Origin of the sequence: Streptomyces sp. CB02056, assembly GCF_001905545.1 — a bacterium.
In the GTDB taxonomy this organism is placed as follows: domain Bacteria; phylum Actinomycetota; class Actinomycetes; order Streptomycetales; family Streptomycetaceae; genus Kitasatospora.
Window position 1 is genome coordinate 18249 of record NZ_LIPD01000006.1, and the last position, 15826, is coordinate 34074.

General features: G+C 76.5%; 10 protein-coding genes. 4 read left to right on the forward strand and 6 right to left on the reverse strand.

Translation table 11 applies throughout. The features are described 5' to 3' along the window. Positions 1 to 85 precede the first annotated feature (85 nt). Positions 86 to 583: a hypothetical protein gene (locus tag AMK13_RS17200; RefSeq protein WP_074002982.1), complete on the forward strand. Its 498-nt coding sequence runs from the start codon at positions 86 to 88 to the stop codon at positions 581 to 583. A 54-nt stretch (positions 584 to 637) separates the two neighbouring features. Here the strand turns inward: AMK13_RS17200 and AMK13_RS17205 are convergent, their stop codons facing one another. Together AMK13_RS17205 and AMK13_RS17210 are read right to left on the reverse strand one after the other, a co-directional pair. Beyond that, complete coding sequence (locus AMK13_RS17205) at positions 638 to 1525, reverse strand: hypothetical protein (protein WP_074002983.1); 888 nt, start codon at positions 1523 to 1525, stop codon at positions 638 to 640. A 124-nt stretch (positions 1526 to 1649) separates the two neighbouring features. Next, positions 1650 to 2591, reverse strand: coding sequence for a TIGR01777 family oxidoreductase (locus AMK13_RS17210; protein ID WP_074002984.1), 942 nt, complete (start codon positions 2589 to 2591; stop codon positions 1650 to 1652). Between the two features lie 187 nt (positions 2592 to 2778). On the opposite strand from AMK13_RS17210, the gene AMK13_RS17215 reads away from it, so the two are divergent. Beyond that, positions 2779 to 4029, forward strand: coding sequence for a cytochrome P450 (locus tag AMK13_RS17215; RefSeq protein ID WP_074002985.1), 1251 nt, complete (start codon positions 2779 to 2781; stop codon positions 4027 to 4029). A gap of 40 nt (positions 4030 to 4069) precedes the next feature. Here AMK13_RS17215 and AMK13_RS17220 read toward each other — a convergent pair whose 3' ends face one another. Continuing rightward, the gene (locus AMK13_RS17220) at positions 4070 to 7207 is read right to left on the reverse strand and encodes an ATP-binding protein (protein WP_074002986.1); all 3138 of its coding nucleotides are present in this window, start codon (positions 7205 to 7207) and stop codon (positions 4070 to 4072) included. Between the two features lie 225 nt (positions 7208 to 7432). Here AMK13_RS17220 and AMK13_RS17225 point away from each other — a divergent pair, with 225 nt between their 5' ends. Next, positions 7433 to 8287: a class I SAM-dependent methyltransferase gene (locus AMK13_RS17225; protein ID WP_079272227.1), complete on the forward strand. Its 855-nt coding sequence runs from the start codon at positions 7433 to 7435 to the stop codon at positions 8285 to 8287. A 97-nt stretch (positions 8288 to 8384) separates the two neighbouring features. Here AMK13_RS17225 and AMK13_RS17230 read toward each other — a convergent pair whose 3' ends face one another. The 3 genes from AMK13_RS17230 to AMK13_RS17240 form a co-directional block, all read right to left on the reverse strand. Further along, complete coding sequence (locus tag AMK13_RS17230; RefSeq protein WP_074002987.1) at positions 8385 to 9878, reverse strand: SDR family oxidoreductase; 1494 nt, start codon at positions 9876 to 9878, stop codon at positions 8385 to 8387. Next, positions 9875 to 11335: a cryptochrome/photolyase family protein gene (locus AMK13_RS17235; protein WP_079272228.1), complete on the reverse strand. Its 1461-nt coding sequence runs from the start codon at positions 11333 to 11335 to the stop codon at positions 9875 to 9877. Before AMK13_RS17235 ends, AMK13_RS17230 begins: the two co-directional genes overlap by 4 nt. 159 nt (positions 11336 to 11494) lie before the next feature. After that, positions 11495 to 12559: a MerR family transcriptional regulator gene (locus AMK13_RS17240; RefSeq protein WP_079272281.1), complete on the reverse strand. Its 1065-nt coding sequence runs from the start codon at positions 12557 to 12559 to the stop codon at positions 11495 to 11497. A gap of 835 nt (positions 12560 to 13394) precedes the next feature. On the opposite strand from AMK13_RS17240, the gene AMK13_RS41890 reads away from it, so the two are divergent. Continuing rightward, the gene (locus AMK13_RS41890) at positions 13395 to 15758 is read left to right on the forward strand and encodes a helix-turn-helix transcriptional regulator (protein WP_074002989.1); all 2364 of its coding nucleotides are present in this window, start codon (positions 13395 to 13397) and stop codon (positions 15756 to 15758) included. The last annotated feature ends 68 nt before the right edge of the window (positions 15759 to 15826 follow it).

Genomic DNA, 15826 nt, shown 5'->3' on the forward strand with positions numbered 1-15826 from the left:
CCCACCTGGGTTGACAATCCGTACTCAGCCCGGGCTAGGCTCCGGGCCACCTGAGTTGAGAAATTAAATCCAGGAGGCGACGGCCATGCCGATGCTCGACGTCCACATCCCCGACGGCGCCCTGCGCCCGGAGGCGGAAGCGGCCCTGCTCAACCGCATCACCGAGATCCTGATCCGCCACGAGGGCTTCGACCCCGCCGACCCGGTCACCCGCTCGGTGTCCTGGCTCTTCCTCCACCGGCCCGCCGCCGTCTACGTCGGCGGCGAGCTCGCGGACGCGCCGCGCTACAAGGTCGTCCCGTCGGTGCCCGAGGGCCAGCTCGACGCCCGCAAGCGCGCGGGCGTCATCGCCGACGTCACCGAGGCGATCCTGGACGCCGAGGACGGCGCCTGGCCGCGCGACCCCGGCCGGATCTGGGTGTTCCCCACCGAGATCCCCGAGGGCCACTGGGGCGGCTTCGGCAAGGTCAGGCCGCTCGCCGCGATCCTCGCCCGGCTCACCGGCAACGACCGCGCCCGGGCCCGCGACCTCGCCGCGCGGCGGATCGCCGAGAGCCGCGCCGAGCACGCCCGGCTGCCGTAGGGCGCACCCGACGCCCGGGGGCCCGGCGCCGGTGACCGGCGCCGGGCCCCCGGGTCAGCCCCCGTCGCGACGGCCGCGCCGCGGGTCGGCGGAGGCCCGGCGCCAGTCCAGGTACTGCTGGCGGACGTACGAGCGCGCGTCGTCGTCGGTGGCGGCGGTGACGCCGTCGTGCTCGCACAGGTAGCCGGCCGAGATCCGCGCCCACACCACCTGCTCGCGGTCCGCGTCACCGCCCGCCAGCGCGATCCGGTCGGCCTGGGCGGCGGCGCGCAGCAGGTGGGCACGCCGCTTGCGGGGCGGGCTCTTGGCGGTGTTCCGGCCGGCCGCCAGGTACGCCTCCTCCTCCGCTACGCCCGGGGCGGCCGCGTACGCCTCCGCCGCCGTGGGCACCGGCCCGGCCGGCACGCTCCGCACCGCCGGGGGCGGCGTCGGCGGCAGCCCTCGGGTATGGAGCACGTCGTCGGCGAACTCCGGCCGGTCGACGGGCAGCCCGTGCCGGCCGAAGAGGGCGAACAGCTCGGCCAGGGCGCGCGGTTCGAGGCCGCGCGGCCGGTCGTCGTCGGTGACGTCGAACCGGCCGAGCAGCGGGCCCCAGAACCGGCCCGGCGGGTCCACCAGGCGCAGCCGGAGGGTGACCCGGTGGACGCTGGTCTCCTCCTCCTCGTCGAACTCCATGGCCAGGCCGCGGATCTCCGACCAGGCGTAGCGGCGCGGGACCAGCAGCCGGACCACGGTGAGGCCGTCCGCCTCCTCCCGCAGCCAGAAGGTGTGCGGCACTCCGACGGCCACCGCGCCGGCCACCACGGCGCCGACGAGCACGGCCGTCCCCGGGCCGACCAGACCGGACTCCCCCAGCACGATCACCGTCACCAGGGCCAGCAGGCAGCCGACGCCGATGATGTCCACCCGCCGCCGCATGTACGACAGCCGTACCGTCCGCATCCCGCCCCCTGGTGTCCCCTGCGTGTGGGCTCCACGCTCCCGGCAGCGGCCGGGCCCGGGCAAGCACCGGCGGGCAGCTGTGACGGCCCCGTGACGAACCCGGCCCACCACGCTCCGGACAGCGCTACCGCCCGCGCAGCCGCCGGACGAGGTCGCGGGCGGCCTCCGGCCAGCTCGGGTGGTCGAAGGTGAAGCCGGCGTCGAGCAGCCGGGTCGGGACGACGCGGCGGCTCTTCAGCAGCAGTTCGGTGTCGGAGCGCAGCGCGAAGGCGCCCAGTTCGGCCATCCAGCGGGTGGCGGGCAGGGCCAGCGGCATGCCCCAGGCGGTGCGCAGCTCGCGCATGAACGCGCGTTGCGGCAGCGGGTTCGGGGCGGCGAGGTTGACCGGGCCGGTGAGGTCCTCACGGGCGATCAGGAACTCGACGGCGCGGGCGAAGTCGCGCTCGTGGATCCAGGAGACGTACTGGGCGCCGCCCGCGACGGGGCCGCCGGCGCCGAGCCGGGCCAGCCAGGAGAGCGCGTCGAGGGAGCCGCCGCGCTCGGGGCCGAGGACGGCGGCGGTGCGCAGGGCGACCCGGCGGGTGTACGGGGTGTCGGCCTCCGCCTGGGCACGCTCCCAGGCCCGGGCGACGTCGATGCTGTGCCGCCAGGCGGCCGGGGCGTCGGGCTCGCTGCCGCCGATCAGGCCGTCCCGCTCGCCGTTGGGGGCGTCGTGGCGGTGGGCGTAGACGGTGGCGGTGCTCATCTGGAGCCAGTGCGCGGGCGGGCGGCGGGCGGCCGCGACGGCCTCGCCGACGACCCGGGTCGACTGCACCCGCGAGTCCATCATCTCCTGGCGGTTCGCCTCGGTGGAGCGGCAGTTGACGCTGCGCCCGGCGAGGTTGAGCACGACGTCGGCCCCGTCGACCTCGGCCGCCCAGGCGCCGAGGGTCCGTCCGTCCCAGCCGACCTGCCGGGGCCCGGCGGGCCTGCGGCTCAGCACCACGACCTGGTGTCCGGCGGCGGTCAGGCTCCGGTCGAGCAGCGCCCCGAGTGCCCCCGATCCGCCGGGAATGACGACCTTCATGGCTTCCCCCTCCTGCCCCCGGTTCCTGGGAGCCCAGCCTAGCCCAAGCTTCTGAACGCGTTCAATTACACCGTCCGCGCCACCGCCCGGACGACTGAAACCACGGTGAAACCGCACTGAAGGCGGGCCCCGGCAAGCTCCGGGGCATCGAAAGCCGCACAGCCGTGTGACGAAGGAGAGACCCGCCATGACCACCACCCCCGTCCGGCTCACCCCCGAGGACGTCGAGAACCCCGTCGGCGCCTACGCCCGCTTCCGCGAGCAGACCGAGCTGCCCCGGGTCGTCCTGCCCGGCCTGGACACCCCGGTCCGACTGGTCACCCGCTACGCCGACGTGAAGGCCGCGCTCACCGAGCCCCGGCTGGTCCGGGACCGGGCGGGGCTCGCCGCTCCGGCCGACGCCGGATCCGACCCGCAGGACGAGCTGCTGGCCGCGGCCTTCGACAGCTTCCCCGCCGAGTACGCCGGCTACCTCTCCGGCCACCTGGCGCTGTTCGACGGCGAGGAGCACGCCCGCCGCCGCGCGCCCCTGACCCGCGCCTTCACCGCCCGCCGGATCACCGCCCTGCGCGGCTTCGTCGAGCGCACCGCCGCCGAGCTGCTGGCCGACCTCGCCGCCCGGGACGAACCGGCCGACCTGCTGGGCGAGTTCGCCTACCCGCTGACCACCCAGGTGATCTGCGAGCTGGTCGGCGTCGAGGAGGCCGACCGGCCCCGGGTCTGCGGCTGGATCCGCGACTTCGCGTACGGCGACGGCAGCCGCACGGTCGAGGGCCTGGTCGGCATCGTCGACCACGTCAAGGAGCTGATCGCGCGCCGCCGCGCCGAACCCACCGGGGACCTCGTCTCCACCCTGGCCCACGACACCCGCGAGGGCGAGCAGCCGCTGGACGAGGACGACCTGGTCGCGGCCGTCTTCCTGCTGATCAACACCGGCATCACCCCGCCCGCGCTGTTCCTCGCCCACGGCCTGCTCGCCCTGTTCGACCACCCCGACCAGCTGGCCCGGCTGCGCGCCGAGCCGCAGCTGCTGGAGCGGGCCGTGCCCGAACTGCTGCGGTACGTCACCCTGGTGCGGATCGGCGCCACCCTGTACGCCGCCGAGGACTTCACCTTCGCCGGGACGGCGCTGCGCACCGGCGACCCGGTCACCGTCGCCCTGCTGGCCGCCGACCACGACCCGCGGGAGTACGGCGAGGCGCCCGAACGCCTCGACATCGCCCGGCAGTTCGGGCGCGGCGACGGCCACCTGGCGTTCGGCCACGGCGCGCACTACTGCCTGGGCGCGGCCCTCGGCCGGCTGGTCACCTCGGTGGTGCTGGACCAGGTGCTGATCCGGCGACCGAAGGCGGCACTCGGGGTCGCGCGGGACGGGCTGGAGTTCGGCCACTGGCCGGCCGACGGCTTCCACCTGCTGCGGCTGCCGGTGCGGCTCTGAGCGGGCGGCGGCACGCCGGGGCCCGTTCTGGGTTCTGCGCTCAGCCGCCCACCAGCCGGCGCGCCTCGGCCGCCAGGGCGGACCGGTCAGGCGCCGCGTACGCGGCCACCGCCCGGCGGTACTCCGCCGGATCGGCCCGCTCCGCGTCCGCCCGGGCCGCCGCCGAGCCCATGGTCGGCTGGAAGGTGCGCAGGCAGCGGAACCGCTCGGCCAGCACGACCAGCCGTACGCCCGTCCGAGTCCGCTCGGGATCGCCCTCCCGGCCGCCCCGGTCCAGCGCCACCAGGCCGAGCGCGAGCAGCAGCGCCCCCGCGAGCGGGCCCTCCACCAAAGCGGCCGGCCGGCCCAGCAGTTCGACCAGCCGCTCCGGGAGGGAAGCCGCCAGGGCGGCCACCCGCTCCGACTCGCCGTACCGGGCGTGCGCGGCCACGCAGGCCGCCATCGGCTCCAGCGCCCAGGACGGCTCGGCGGGCGGCTCCGCGGCGCGGGCGAGCAGCTCGGCGGAGCGCCGCCACAGCGCCAGACCGGCGTCCACCTCGCCCCGGGCGAGGGCGAGTTCGGCCCGGAGGCCCAGTTCGGGGGCGGGCAGCTCGGCGGCCTCCGCGGGCCGGTGGCGCACCGCCAGCTCCAGCCAGTGCTCGGCGCCGTCCGGGTCCCCCGCCTGCAAGCTGCCGATCACCATGCCCCAGCGCAGGCCCAGCATGTCGTTCCAGTCGCCGAGCCGGTCCAGCTCCGCCATCGCCGCGCCCAGCAGCGGCAGGGCCTCGGCGCCCCGCTCCCCCTGCAGATGCAGCTCGCCGAGCCGGGCGAGCGCCAGCACCCGCAGCCAGGGCACCGGCAGCGTCTCGAAGGCCGCCAGCGTCCGCCGCGCCGAGGCGGTCGCCCGCTCCATCTCCTGCGCGGCCTCCCAGCGGTAGCCGGCCACCGCCTCGGCCACACCGGCGAGCAGCGGTTCGGGGGCGGCGCACAGGGCCGCCAACAGCCCGCCGCCCGGGGCGCCCACCTCGCCATCGTTCGGGCCGAGCACCTCGGGGACGGCCGCCATCACGGTGGCGATGGCCCGCACCGGGGTGTCCGGCGCGGCCGGGGGCAGCCGCCGCAGGGCGGCGAGCAGCCGCAGCGCGCCGGTGCCGGTGCCGAGCCCGCCGCCCGCGGCGAGCAGGGTGTTGACGGTGCTCAGGGCGGCGAGGGTGCGCACCGGCTCCAGCAGGTCGGGCCCGGGCCGCAGCCGGGAGACCGGGCCGCCGGTGTCCTCGGCGAGGGCGAGCAGCCGGACGTAGTTGCCCTCGGTGGTCCACAGCCCGGCGAGGACGGCCGCGGCCGCGGCGACGGCGGGCCCGTCCCCGGCGGCGAGGGCCAGCCGCAGCGCCCGGACCAGGTTGTCCTGCTCGGCGCGGACCAGCCGCCACTCCGGTACGGCCGCCGGGCCGAACGGGCCGTCGTGGTGGTCGATGCCGAACTCCCGTGCCCAGACCAGGAACCGGGCGGTGACGGCCTCGTCCTCCGCCGCCTTCGTCCGCTCGGCCGCGCCGAACTCGCGGACCGTCTCCAGCATCCGGAACCGTCCCCCGCTCGGGGTGTCGGTCAGGCGCAGCAGCGACTGGTCGACCAGGTCCTCCAGGACGGTCAGGACGTCGGGGTCGTCGAGCAGTCGCCCGGCGGCGCGGGCGGTGAAGCCGCCGGGGAAGACGGAGAGCGCGCGCAGGGCGGCCCGGCCCGGCGGGTCCAGCAGGTTCCAGCTCCAGTCGACCACGGCCTGCAGGGTGCGGTGGCGCTGCGGCGCGTCCCGGGGCCCGCCGCGCAGCAGGGCGAAGCGGTCGGCCAGCCGGTCGGCGATCTCGGGCACCGCCAGCACCCGTACCCGGGCCGCCGCCAGCTCCAGGGCCAGCGGGAGCCCGTCCAGCCGGGCGCACAGCGCGGCGACCGGGCCGGCCGGCAGCTCGACGTCCGGGCGGGCCGCCCGGGCCCGCTGGGTGAACAGCTCGACGGCGGATGCCCGGTCCAACTCCGGGAGCAGGTACACCGATTCGGCGGAGATCCCGAGCGGGGTGCGGCTGGTGGTGAGCACCCGCAGGTCAGGGCGGGCGGCCACCAGCGCGTGCACCAGGTCGGCGACACCGCGCACCACCTGCTCGCAGTTGTCCAGTACCAGCAGCACCGGCCCGGCGGCGAGCGCACCGGCGATCCCCGCCCGGTCGCCGGCGCCGAGGGCGGCGGCCACCGCCCCGGCCACGTCCTGGTCGGCCGCCACTCCGGCCAGCGGCACCAGGTGCACCACCCGCTGCGCCGCCCCGCGCGCCACGGCGGCGACGACCCGGGTCTTGCCGAGCCCGCCGGGGCCGACCACCGACACCACCCGGGCGGCGCCCAGCAGTTCCGCCACGGCGGCGAGATCGGCCTCCCGGCCGACCAGCGGGTTCGGCTCGTGCGGCACCCCGCGCCGCACCGGAGCCGCCGCACCGCGCAGCAACTCCTGGTGCAGTGCGCGCAGTTCGGGCCCCGGGTCGGCGCCCAGGGCGTCCCGCAGGCTGCGGCGGTAGCGGTCGTACCGGCCGAGCGCGGCCGCCGCCCCGGCCGTCCCGGCCTCGCAGCGCAGCAGCTCCAGCAGCACCTCCTCGTCCCGCGGCTGCCCGGCGGCCTCCTCGGCGAGCGCTTCGACGGCCGCCGCGTGCCGCCCGGTGCGCGCCAGCGCGAGCGCCCGGGCCCGCCGCAACACCCGGTGGGTGCGGGCCCGTTCGGCGCGCAGCGCGGAGGCCGGGTCCGTCCCCTCGGGCTCCGCGGGAGCGGTGTCCCCGCCCCAGAGCTCCAGCCCCGCCTCGGCCTCGGCGAGCGCCCCGGCATGGTCCCCGGCCCGGGCCTTCTCGGCGCAGGCGGCGGCGTGCAGCAGCACCGCCGAGGCGTCCACCCGTTCCTCCCCGAGCCCCAGCCGGTACCCGGTCGGCGTGCTGGCGATCAGCTCCGCCCCGAACTTCGCCCGGGCCCGCGACACCAGCACCTGCAACGCCTTCTCCGGCCGCTCGGGCCGCTCCTCCGGCCACAGCCCGTCCACCAGCCGCCCCCGGCCGCACCCGGCCCGCACCTCCCCGGCCAACAGGGCGAGCAGCCCCCGCAGCCCGGGCGCGGTGACCTCCTCACCCCGGCAGGAGACCGTGGACAGCACGCGCAGCTCGATCGTCACCGCGCCAGGGTAACGATCACCGGACCGTACGTCCGTTCTGATCCCCGGTCAGCGGACGTGGGCCTTGTCCCTCGTCCCTTGTCCCGCAAAGCGGCAGCGCCTACCCTCCCGATATATCGATCCGATACATCGAACCGATAGCTCGCGCCCCCGGGGCCGGTCGACCCCGGGCGGACGCCCGCGCGCTGTGCACCCGGCACAGCCCGCCGACCACGAGGAGCCACGATGACGGGGACCGACCACGGCACGGAGCACCACCGGGATGCCACCCGCGGCCACGCGCCCACCGGACAGGTGCCGGCGCAGGACGAACGACGGCTGCACAGCTCGTCGTTCGGCCGGGCGGCGGTCGCCTACGCCGAGCACCGCCCGGACTACGCGCACGCCGCCGTGCACTGGGCACTCGAAGCCGCGCCCGGCCCGCGGGTGCTCGACCTCGGCGCCGGAACGGGCAAGCTCACCGCCACGCTGGTCGCACTGGGCCACCAGGTCGTCGCGGTCGAACCCGACCCGGCGATGCTGGCCGAACTGCGCGGCACACTGCCGGACGTCCGCGCGCTGGAGGGGAGCGCCGAGGCGATCCCCCTGCCGGACGGGTCGGTCGACGCCGTGGTGTCCGGCAACGCCATGCACTGGTTCGACATGGCCGCCGCAGGCCCCGAGATCGCCAGGGTCCTCGCGCCCGGCGGCGTCCTGGCCGGCCTGTGGAACGTCTTCGACGACGGCGTCGACTGGGTGGCCGGCCTCGCCAGGGTCACCGGCCCCGCCGCCATCGGCCCGCGCGACGTGCCCGGCAGCTGGCGCACCGAGACGGCCCGGATGCACCTGCCCGCGTCGGGCGGCGCCGACGCCTGGTTCGACTCACCGGAGCAGGCGGAGTTCCCCCACGGCCAGCGGCGCACCGCCGACTCCCTCGTCTCGACCCTCGCCACCAAGGCCGGCGTCCTGGTCATGCCCGAGCAGGAACGCGAGGCCCTCCTGGCGGCGACCCGCACCTACCTCGCCGCCCGACCGGAGACCGGCGACGGCGAGTTCATCCTCCCGATGCTGACCAGCGTCCTGCGCGTCCGCCGGATGTGACGCCCGTCCGCCGCCTGCCGCCCGGGGCCCCTACAGCGTCCCGGCGTCCGGCCGGTTCGACCGCCGTGCGGCTGGTCGTGGACTGGTGGAGAGCCGTTCAATCGGCGCGGAGGGCGCGTTCCGTGATGTTGCGGGCCATGCCTCCGAAGACGGCGCTGTGGAACGGGGCGATGGCCCACCAGTAGGCGTGTCCGGCCAGGCCGTGCGGGTGGAACAGGGCCCGCTGCCGGTAGCGCGCGCCGCGCTCGCCGTCGGGTGTGACGGAGAGTTCGAGCCAGGCAAGCCCTGGTAGGCGCATCTCGGCCCTCAGGCGGAGCAGCCGACCGGGTTCGATCTCCTCCACCCGCCAGAAGTCGAGGGAGTCCCCGACCCGCAACCGGGCCGGGTCACGGCGGCCCCGGCGCAGTCCGACGCCGCCGACCGCGCGGTCGAGCCAGCCGCGCAGGGCCCAGGCGAGGGGGAAGGAGTACCAGCCGTTGTCACCGCCGATGCCTTCGATGATCCGCCAGACGGCGGTGACCGACGCGGTGACGGTGCGTTCCCGGATGTCCTGGTAGAGGCTGCCGCCCGCCCAGTCGGGGTCCGTGGGCAGGGGGTCGCTCGGGGCGCCGGGCAGGGAGGCGGAGGACCAGCGGGTGGCGACGTCGGCGTCCTTGATGCGGCGCAGGGCGAGCGTGACGGCCTGGTCGAAGCCGGTCAGCCCGTTCGGCGGGTCCGGGATCCACCCGGCGATGTCGTGCTCGCCGCAGACGACTTCGTGGCGCAGGGACTCGACCAGGGGGCGGGCGATGGAGTTCGGCACCGGGGTCACCAGGCCGACCCAGTGGCTGGAGAGGCGGGGGGTGAGGACGGGCACGGGGACGACGAGGCGGCGGCGCAGTCCGGCCGCGCGGGCGTAGCGCCGCATCATCTGCCGGTAGTCGAGGACGTCGGGGCCGCCGATGTCGAAGGTGCGGTTCACCTCGGGTGGCAGATCGGCGGCGGCGGCGAGGTAGCCCAGGACGTCGCGGACGGCGATGGGCTGGATACGGGTCGACACCCAGCGAGGGGTGACCATCGCGGGCAGGCGTTCGGTGAGGTAGCGGAGCATTTCGAAGGAGGCGCTGCCGGAGCCGATGATCACGGCGGCGCGCAGCTCGGCGGTCGGGACGCCGCTGGAGCGCAGGATCCGGCCGACCTCGGCGCGGGACCTCAGGTGGGGTGACAGGTCCGCTTCCGGCACCGCGGTGGGCACGAGGCCGCCGAGGTAGACGATCCGGGTGACGCCGGCGGCCGCGGCGGCGGCCCCGAAGGCTCGCGCGGCTTCCCGGTCGGTGGTCTCGAAGGAGGGTCCGGTGCCGAGGGAGTGCACGAGGTAGTAGGCGGCGTCGACGCCGGCGAGGGCCCCCGGGAGGGTTTCGGGCCGGGTCACATCGCCGGGGACGACGTCGACGTCGGCCCGCCACGGCTGGTCCCGCAGCCGGTCGGGGTCTCGCACCAGGCAGCACACGGAGTGCCCGCGCGCGAGCAGTTCGGGCACCAGACGGCCGCCGATGTAGCCGCTCGCGCCGGTCACCAGGCAGCGCTTCGAGTCGGGTCGCAAGGCGTTCATCTCGGCTCCTCGTCCGACGTCAAGGGTGTCGGGTCCGGCCGGTGCCCGGACCGACGGGACCAGGATCCCGCCTTGCTTCCGGAGCCCGCGACCGGGTGGACCGGCGGGCGCGTCGGCCGGTCCTGGCGTTCGCCCGCGCCGAGGACCGGCCGGCCGTGCTGGAACCGGGCCGTGAGGTCCTCGGGCGCGACGATCGGGGGCGGGTAGTCTCCGTCGAGGAGCCAGGGGCGGTGGATGGACGGCCCTGGCAGGTGGGCGAGTTCGGGCACCCAGCGGCGGACGTACGCGCCGTCCGGGTCGTAGCGGTCGGCCTGGCGCAGCGGGTTGAGCACCCGGTTGGGGCGGGTGTCGGTGCCGGTGCCCGCGACCCACTGCCAGTTGAGCTGGTTGACGGCGATGTCGCCGTCGACGAGCAGGGAGAGGAAGTGGGCGGCTCCGATCCGCCAGTCGAGGTAGAGCGACTTGGTGAGGAAGCTTGCCGTCAGCAGGCGGGCGCGGTTGTGCATCCAGCCCTCTTCGGCGAGCTGGCGCATCCCGGCGTCGATGATCGGGTAGCCGGTGCGGCCCTGCCGCCAGGCCTCGGCCTCGTGCTCGTCGTGGTGCCAGTGGTCGTCCCGGGTGCGGTAGTCGCGGTGTGCGGCGTCGGGGCGGGCGGCGAGGACCTGGTGGTGGAAGTCGCGCCAGGCGAGCTGCCGGACGAAGGCCTCCGCTCCGGGCCCGCCGCGCTGGAGCGCGCCTGCCGCAAGCTCGGTGGCCGACAGGCAGCCGAAGTGCAGGTACGGGGAGAGCCGGGAGGTGGCGTCGGCCGCCAGGTCGTCATGGACGTCGGCGTACGCGTCGACGTCCCAGCGACGCCGGAGTTCCCGGCCCGCTCTCTCGCCACCGTGCGGCAGGGAGGGCGAGAGCGGGCCCCTGAACACGAGGTTCTCGCTGCCGATGCCGTCCGGCGTGCGGATCACCCGGGGCGCGGCCAGGACGCTGCGGTGGGGGGCCTGCTGCCAGGCGCGGTGGTACGGGGTGAAGACGGCGTAATGGTCGCGGCCGGCCGGGGTGATCCGGCCCGCCGGGACGACCGTCAGCGAGGCGTCGTGGACGTGCAGGCGGTCGCCGAACACCTCGCGCAGCCGTTCCTCCCGCCGGTGCGCGAAGGCGCTGACGCCTGCGGCGACGTGCACGGTGGCGGCACCGGCCTCGGCGGCGACCCTGGCCGCCTGCTCGGCGGGCTCGCCGCGCCGCACGACCAGCCGGGAGCCGATCCGGCGCAGCGAGGCGTCCAGGTCGGCGAGGCAGTCGGCCAGGAAGGCCAGCCGGTTGGGGGCGGCGAACCCGGCGCCCTCGACGGCGGGATCGAGGACGAACAGCGGCACGACCTGGTCGGCCGCGGTGTGGGCGGCGTGCAGGACCGGGTTGTCGTGCAGCCGCAGGTCCTGGGTGAACAGGGCGATGGAGACGGTCACGGGCGGTGCCTCGCAGGGAGTGCGGTCGGGGTGGTCGGGTGTCGGCGCGTGGCAGGGGCGCGAACCCGCCGGTGCGGGCCGCGGACTCGGCCCGGCCGGGCCGTTGCGCGCCGAGCAGGCCCGGGACAGGGGACGGGACGGTGGGTCGGTGGTGGGACTTCAGGCCGTGACGGCCTGCTCCAGGAGGTCGACGGCGTCCGCGAGGGTGCGAGGGCGGGCTGCGCCGGCCCGGGGCTGGTCGCGGGCCCAACCGGGACCGGCGGCCACGACCAGGGCTCCGCCGCGGGCTCCGCGCGGGCCCCACACCCTGTCGCCGACCCTGCGCACCAGCTCGCGGTCCGCGGTGTGCTGGTCCTGGGACCAGATCATCACGGCCGACGGCCCGATCCGGTGGACGGCGTCGAGCAGGGCCCGGGGCGGGACGGCCGCGCCCAGTATGCGAAAGGGGACCCCGCGCTCCGTGAGCGCCGCGGCCGTGGCCTCGATGGCGAGGGTGTGCAGTTCGAGGGGCGTCGCCGTCAGGAGGACGGGCCTCACCTGGCGGGCGGCGGGCCCGCCGACGGCCACGCCCCGCAGAGCGCTGGAGACGTGCCAGGACAGCAGGTGCTCGACCTCGACGTACTGCTCGCCGTCCGCCGCCCACCTGCGGCCCGCGGCGCGCAGTGCGGGCATCATGACCTCCGTCCACGCGTCGACCACCCCGAGCGCGTCCACCGCTTCCCGCAGGATCCGGGCGACCTCCGGCCCGTCCAGCCGCACCGCCGCCCGGGTCAGGCCCCGGCATTCAGGGCGCACCGCTTTGACCCGCGAGGCGTGGCTTCCGCCTGGACCGTGCCCGAGCCGCCCGCCGCCCTGTGAGTCCGTTCGCGGCTCGGGGAGAGCGCGTCGCGGGCTGTCCTCGTGTACGGAGACGTCGCGCTCGGCCAGGGCCGCCCGTGCCGCCTCGCCCGGAGGCACCCCGCGTGCCGTCAGCCGGCACATCGTCTCCAGGACGGCGATGTCCCGGGGGCTCCAGCGGCGGTGGTGTCCGGCCTCCCGACGGGCCGGGCCGATGCCGTAGCGGCGTTCCCAGGAGCGGACCGTCGTGGGTGACACACCCAGCCGCTGGGCCACCCGGCCGGTCGGAAGCCCGGCATCGTCCACCGGCTCGGGTGCCGGGTCCGGGTCTCCGGATCGCACTCCGATGCGCCGGCCGGGGTCTCGGCCGGCCGATGGGGTCACCATCCCGCGGTCCTCCCCGCGGCGAGCCCCGCGCGGCACACCGCCACGGCGGCGATGACCGGCTGCGGGCTCCGGCCCGACCGGGCCGTGTGCGGCTCGGCCCACCCCGGAGTGGAGATGCCCGCGCACCTCGACGCCTCGCGCTCGGGCGTCTGGGCGGGCGGGCTCGCGGGAGCGGGACGCTCCCGGGCGGGAAGCTGTCGGGCGATGGTCACGCGCACAGCCTCCCGGTCGACGGCGCACAGGTCCACCCGCCCTGGATGGAACACCGGCACGGACCGGACCACCGGAGGCCGCCGGCGGCAGGCGACTCCGTACACGGGTGCGGCAACCGCGCGGTGGAGCACCTCGGACGCGCCTTCGTCGCCGGGCGCCGGCAGGTCCAGGAGACGACCCGGGTCCGCGGCGGTCGGCACTTGCCTGCCGCGGGGATCCAGGCCGGAACGGGTTCGGATGAGCGAGGTCACGCGGCCACGGTGCAGCGGTTCAGCACCGATAGCCCATCCGCGTCGTTTGTGCAGCGTTTCCCGGCGGAACCGGACCTGCCGGACGATGGCGAAGCACGACCGCGTCAGCGAGTCCGGCACCCTCGCCGTCCCCGACCGCCGCCGCGCGACGGCCCGCACGACGGCCACCGCCGGCCCCGGCGGAGACGACACCACGGAGTCCCGTACCGCTCGCCCTCGAACGCCCGGCGGACACCACCGCGGTCCGCGATACCCCGGCGGTATCCCAGAACTCTAGGATACCGCCGGCAGCGGCCGACACCCAGCATCAGTACGGACGATCCCGCCGGCGCACGGGCGCCGCGTAAGTGGAGCCAGCTCTGGAGCCGTCCATGACCACCTTGTTCGAGTCCACCGTCCCCCAGCCGGAGCCCGCGGACCACCGGGCCGTCGCGGGCGAGCTGTTCGGGCGGGCACGTGAGACGGCCGAGCTGCTGCGGCTGCTCGCCGACCCCACCGTGCCGGGCGTGCTGCTGCACGGCCTTCCGGGCAGCGGCAAGACCCGGCTGGCGTCCGCGGTCGCCGAGCAGTACCGAGCGGCGGGCCCATCCGCCGGAACTCCCCGCCCGGCTTCGTTGCTGACTGTCGATCAGGTCGAGCCGGACGAGTACCCGGCACTGCTGGCCCGGTGCGCCTCGACCGGGGCGAAGCTGCTCGCGACCGGCCGCCTGCCAACCACCGGCGCCGACGTGGCGTACCGGGTGGACCCACTGGCCGTTCCGGTGGACTGGTCACCGATCGACCTGGACGCCTTCTGCCGCATCCCCTCGGTACAGGTCTTCACGGCCGCCCGGCGGGCCTGGAGCCCGTGCTTCACGGTGACCGCCCGGAACCAGCAGGCCGTAGGCCGGATCTGCGTGGAACTCCGCGGCCTGCCGGGTGCGCTGGTGGTCGCGGCCCGGATGGCGGCACTGGAGGGCATCGGCGCCGTGCTGGCCGCACTCGGCGGGGCGGGAGGAGACGGAGCCGCAGGAAGCGCCCCCGCAGGAGGGGGGCTTCCGGCCGACGGCGGGGTGGAGGCCGATCCGAACCGGCCGGTGGCCCCCTGCCCCGGGCCGCGCGTGCCGCCGGCGGGCCGGCCGGCGGACGGGGCGCCGGGACGAGCGGCGAGGCGACCGGCGGGGCGGAGCGGCCCGCTCGGCGCCGACGAGACGCGGCTGATGTCCTGCGCGCCGCTGTTCGCCGGCGGATTCGGACCCGAGGCGCTCCGGGCGGTATCCGGGATCACGCCGAGCGCCTTCCCGGCGGCGCTCGAAGCCCTGCTCGGCCGGCAGTCGCTGACGCTCGAGGACCGGCCGTCCGGCCGACTGGACGGTGCGGCCGAAACGCGACTTCACGTGCCGTTCGACGGCCTGCCCGAGGCCCGGCCCGCCGACGGCAGGCACACCGTCCTCATGCTCCGCCACGCGCGCTACTACGCCCGGCTCGCGGCCGGGGCCGGCCGTCGGCTGGCCGCCGGTGACCAGCCGACAGCCCTGCTCGCCCTGCGCGTCGAGGAGGCCAACCTCCGATCGGCGGTCGACACCCTGACCGACCACGGGTCCACTGCCGAGGCCCTCGACCTGATGGAGCGGCTGCTCGCCCACGCCCGCGTCGTCGGCCTCGGCCCGGCCTGGACCGACCGGGACACCGCGCTGCCCGGCTCCACCAGCGCCACGGGTGAACGGGCACGCGTCCGGCTGGCGCTGATCCGCGCCGAAGCCCGGCTGCTCGACGGCGACGACGAGTCGGCTACCGCCCTGCTGGGCGAAGCCGAGGCGGCCGCGGACGCGTCGGACCGATGTCGGACCGAACCCGATGCCCCCTCCACGGCGGCCCGTCTCCTGCGACTGCGGGGCCTGACCGGGTGCGACCGTGACCCTTCCCGAGCCCTCGCCGCACTCACTCGGGCGGCAGGGCTCCTCCGCGAAGCCGACGACGAACCGGCGGCCCTGCGCGTCGAGTTGGAGGCCGCCCTGGCCGAGCTTCGGCTCGGTCGAACCGGCCCCGGCAGCGCGCTGGCGGACCGGGTGCTGACCGCCGCGCGGCACCGGGGGGACGCGCTGCTGGCCGGCGCGGCCCTGCTCCACCTGGGTCTGCTCGCCGCCGCCGACGGCGATCCGTCCGCGTCCCGCGCCCGCTGCGTCGAGGGGCTGGCCCGGCTGCGCCCGCTCGGCGCCGTCGCCACGCTCGGCGCGCTGGTCGGCCTGGCCGCGAGTCCGCTGCGCCCCGCACCGGCCCGGGCGACCGACGCCGCCCGACTGCTGGGCAGTTTCTACCCGGGGCGGGCCGGCATTCCCGGCGACCCCGCGGATCCCGACCTGGCCACCGCCCGGCTGCTCCCCGGCATCCGCCGCCGGCTCACCGAGGACGAGTTCACCCACGCACTGGCGGCCGGCGCGGCCACCTCGCTCCCGGACCTGCTCCGCTCCCTCGGCGAGTCGGACTCCACCGGGACACCGTCGAAGCGGAAGTTGACGAACCGCCAGTTCCAGGTCTCGCTGCTGGTGGCCGACGGACTGAGCAACCACCAGATCGCACGTCGCCTGGGCATCTCGGAGTGGACCGTGGTCAACCACCTCCGCGAGGCGATGCGGCGGTTGCAGTGCTCCTCGCGGGTCGGTGTCGCCGGCTGGGTGCACCGCTCCGGCCGGCCGCCGGGCCCCGCTCACGGCGCGAGGCGGGGATGGCACGACGAACCGTTCGAAGCCTCCTGACCCGGCGGGAGCGCCCGCCGCCCGGGCCTCTGCCGAACCGGATTCCAGGTCGGCCGGTCCGGACACCC

Coding starts and splice junctions, on each gene's coding strand:
- AMK13_RS17240 (WP_079272281.1), bottom strand. CDS start 12,559: ATGGTGACCCCATCGGCCGGCCGAGACCCCGGCCGGCGCATCGGAGTG.
- AMK13_RS17200 (WP_074002982.1), top strand. CDS start 86: ATGCCGATGCTCGACGTCCACATCCCCGACGGCGCCCTGCGCCCGGAG.
- AMK13_RS17215 (WP_074002985.1), top strand. CDS start 2,779: ATGACCACCACCCCCGTCCGGCTCACCCCCGAGGACGTCGAGAACCCC.
- AMK13_RS17210 (WP_074002984.1), bottom strand. CDS start 2,591: ATGAAGGTCGTCATTCCCGGCGGATCGGGGGCACTCGGGGCGCTGCTC.
- AMK13_RS17225 (WP_079272227.1), top strand. CDS start 7,433: ATGACGGGGACCGACCACGGCACGGAGCACCACCGGGATGCCACCCGC.
- AMK13_RS17230 (WP_074002987.1), bottom strand. CDS start 9,878: ATGAACGCCTTGCGACCCGACTCGAAGCGCTGCCTGGTGACCGGCGCG.
- AMK13_RS17205 (WP_074002983.1), bottom strand. CDS start 1,525: ATGCGGACGGTACGGCTGTCGTACATGCGGCGGCGGGTGGACATCATC.
- AMK13_RS41890 (WP_074002989.1), top strand. CDS start 13,395: ATGACCACCTTGTTCGAGTCCACCGTCCCCCAGCCGGAGCCCGCGGAC.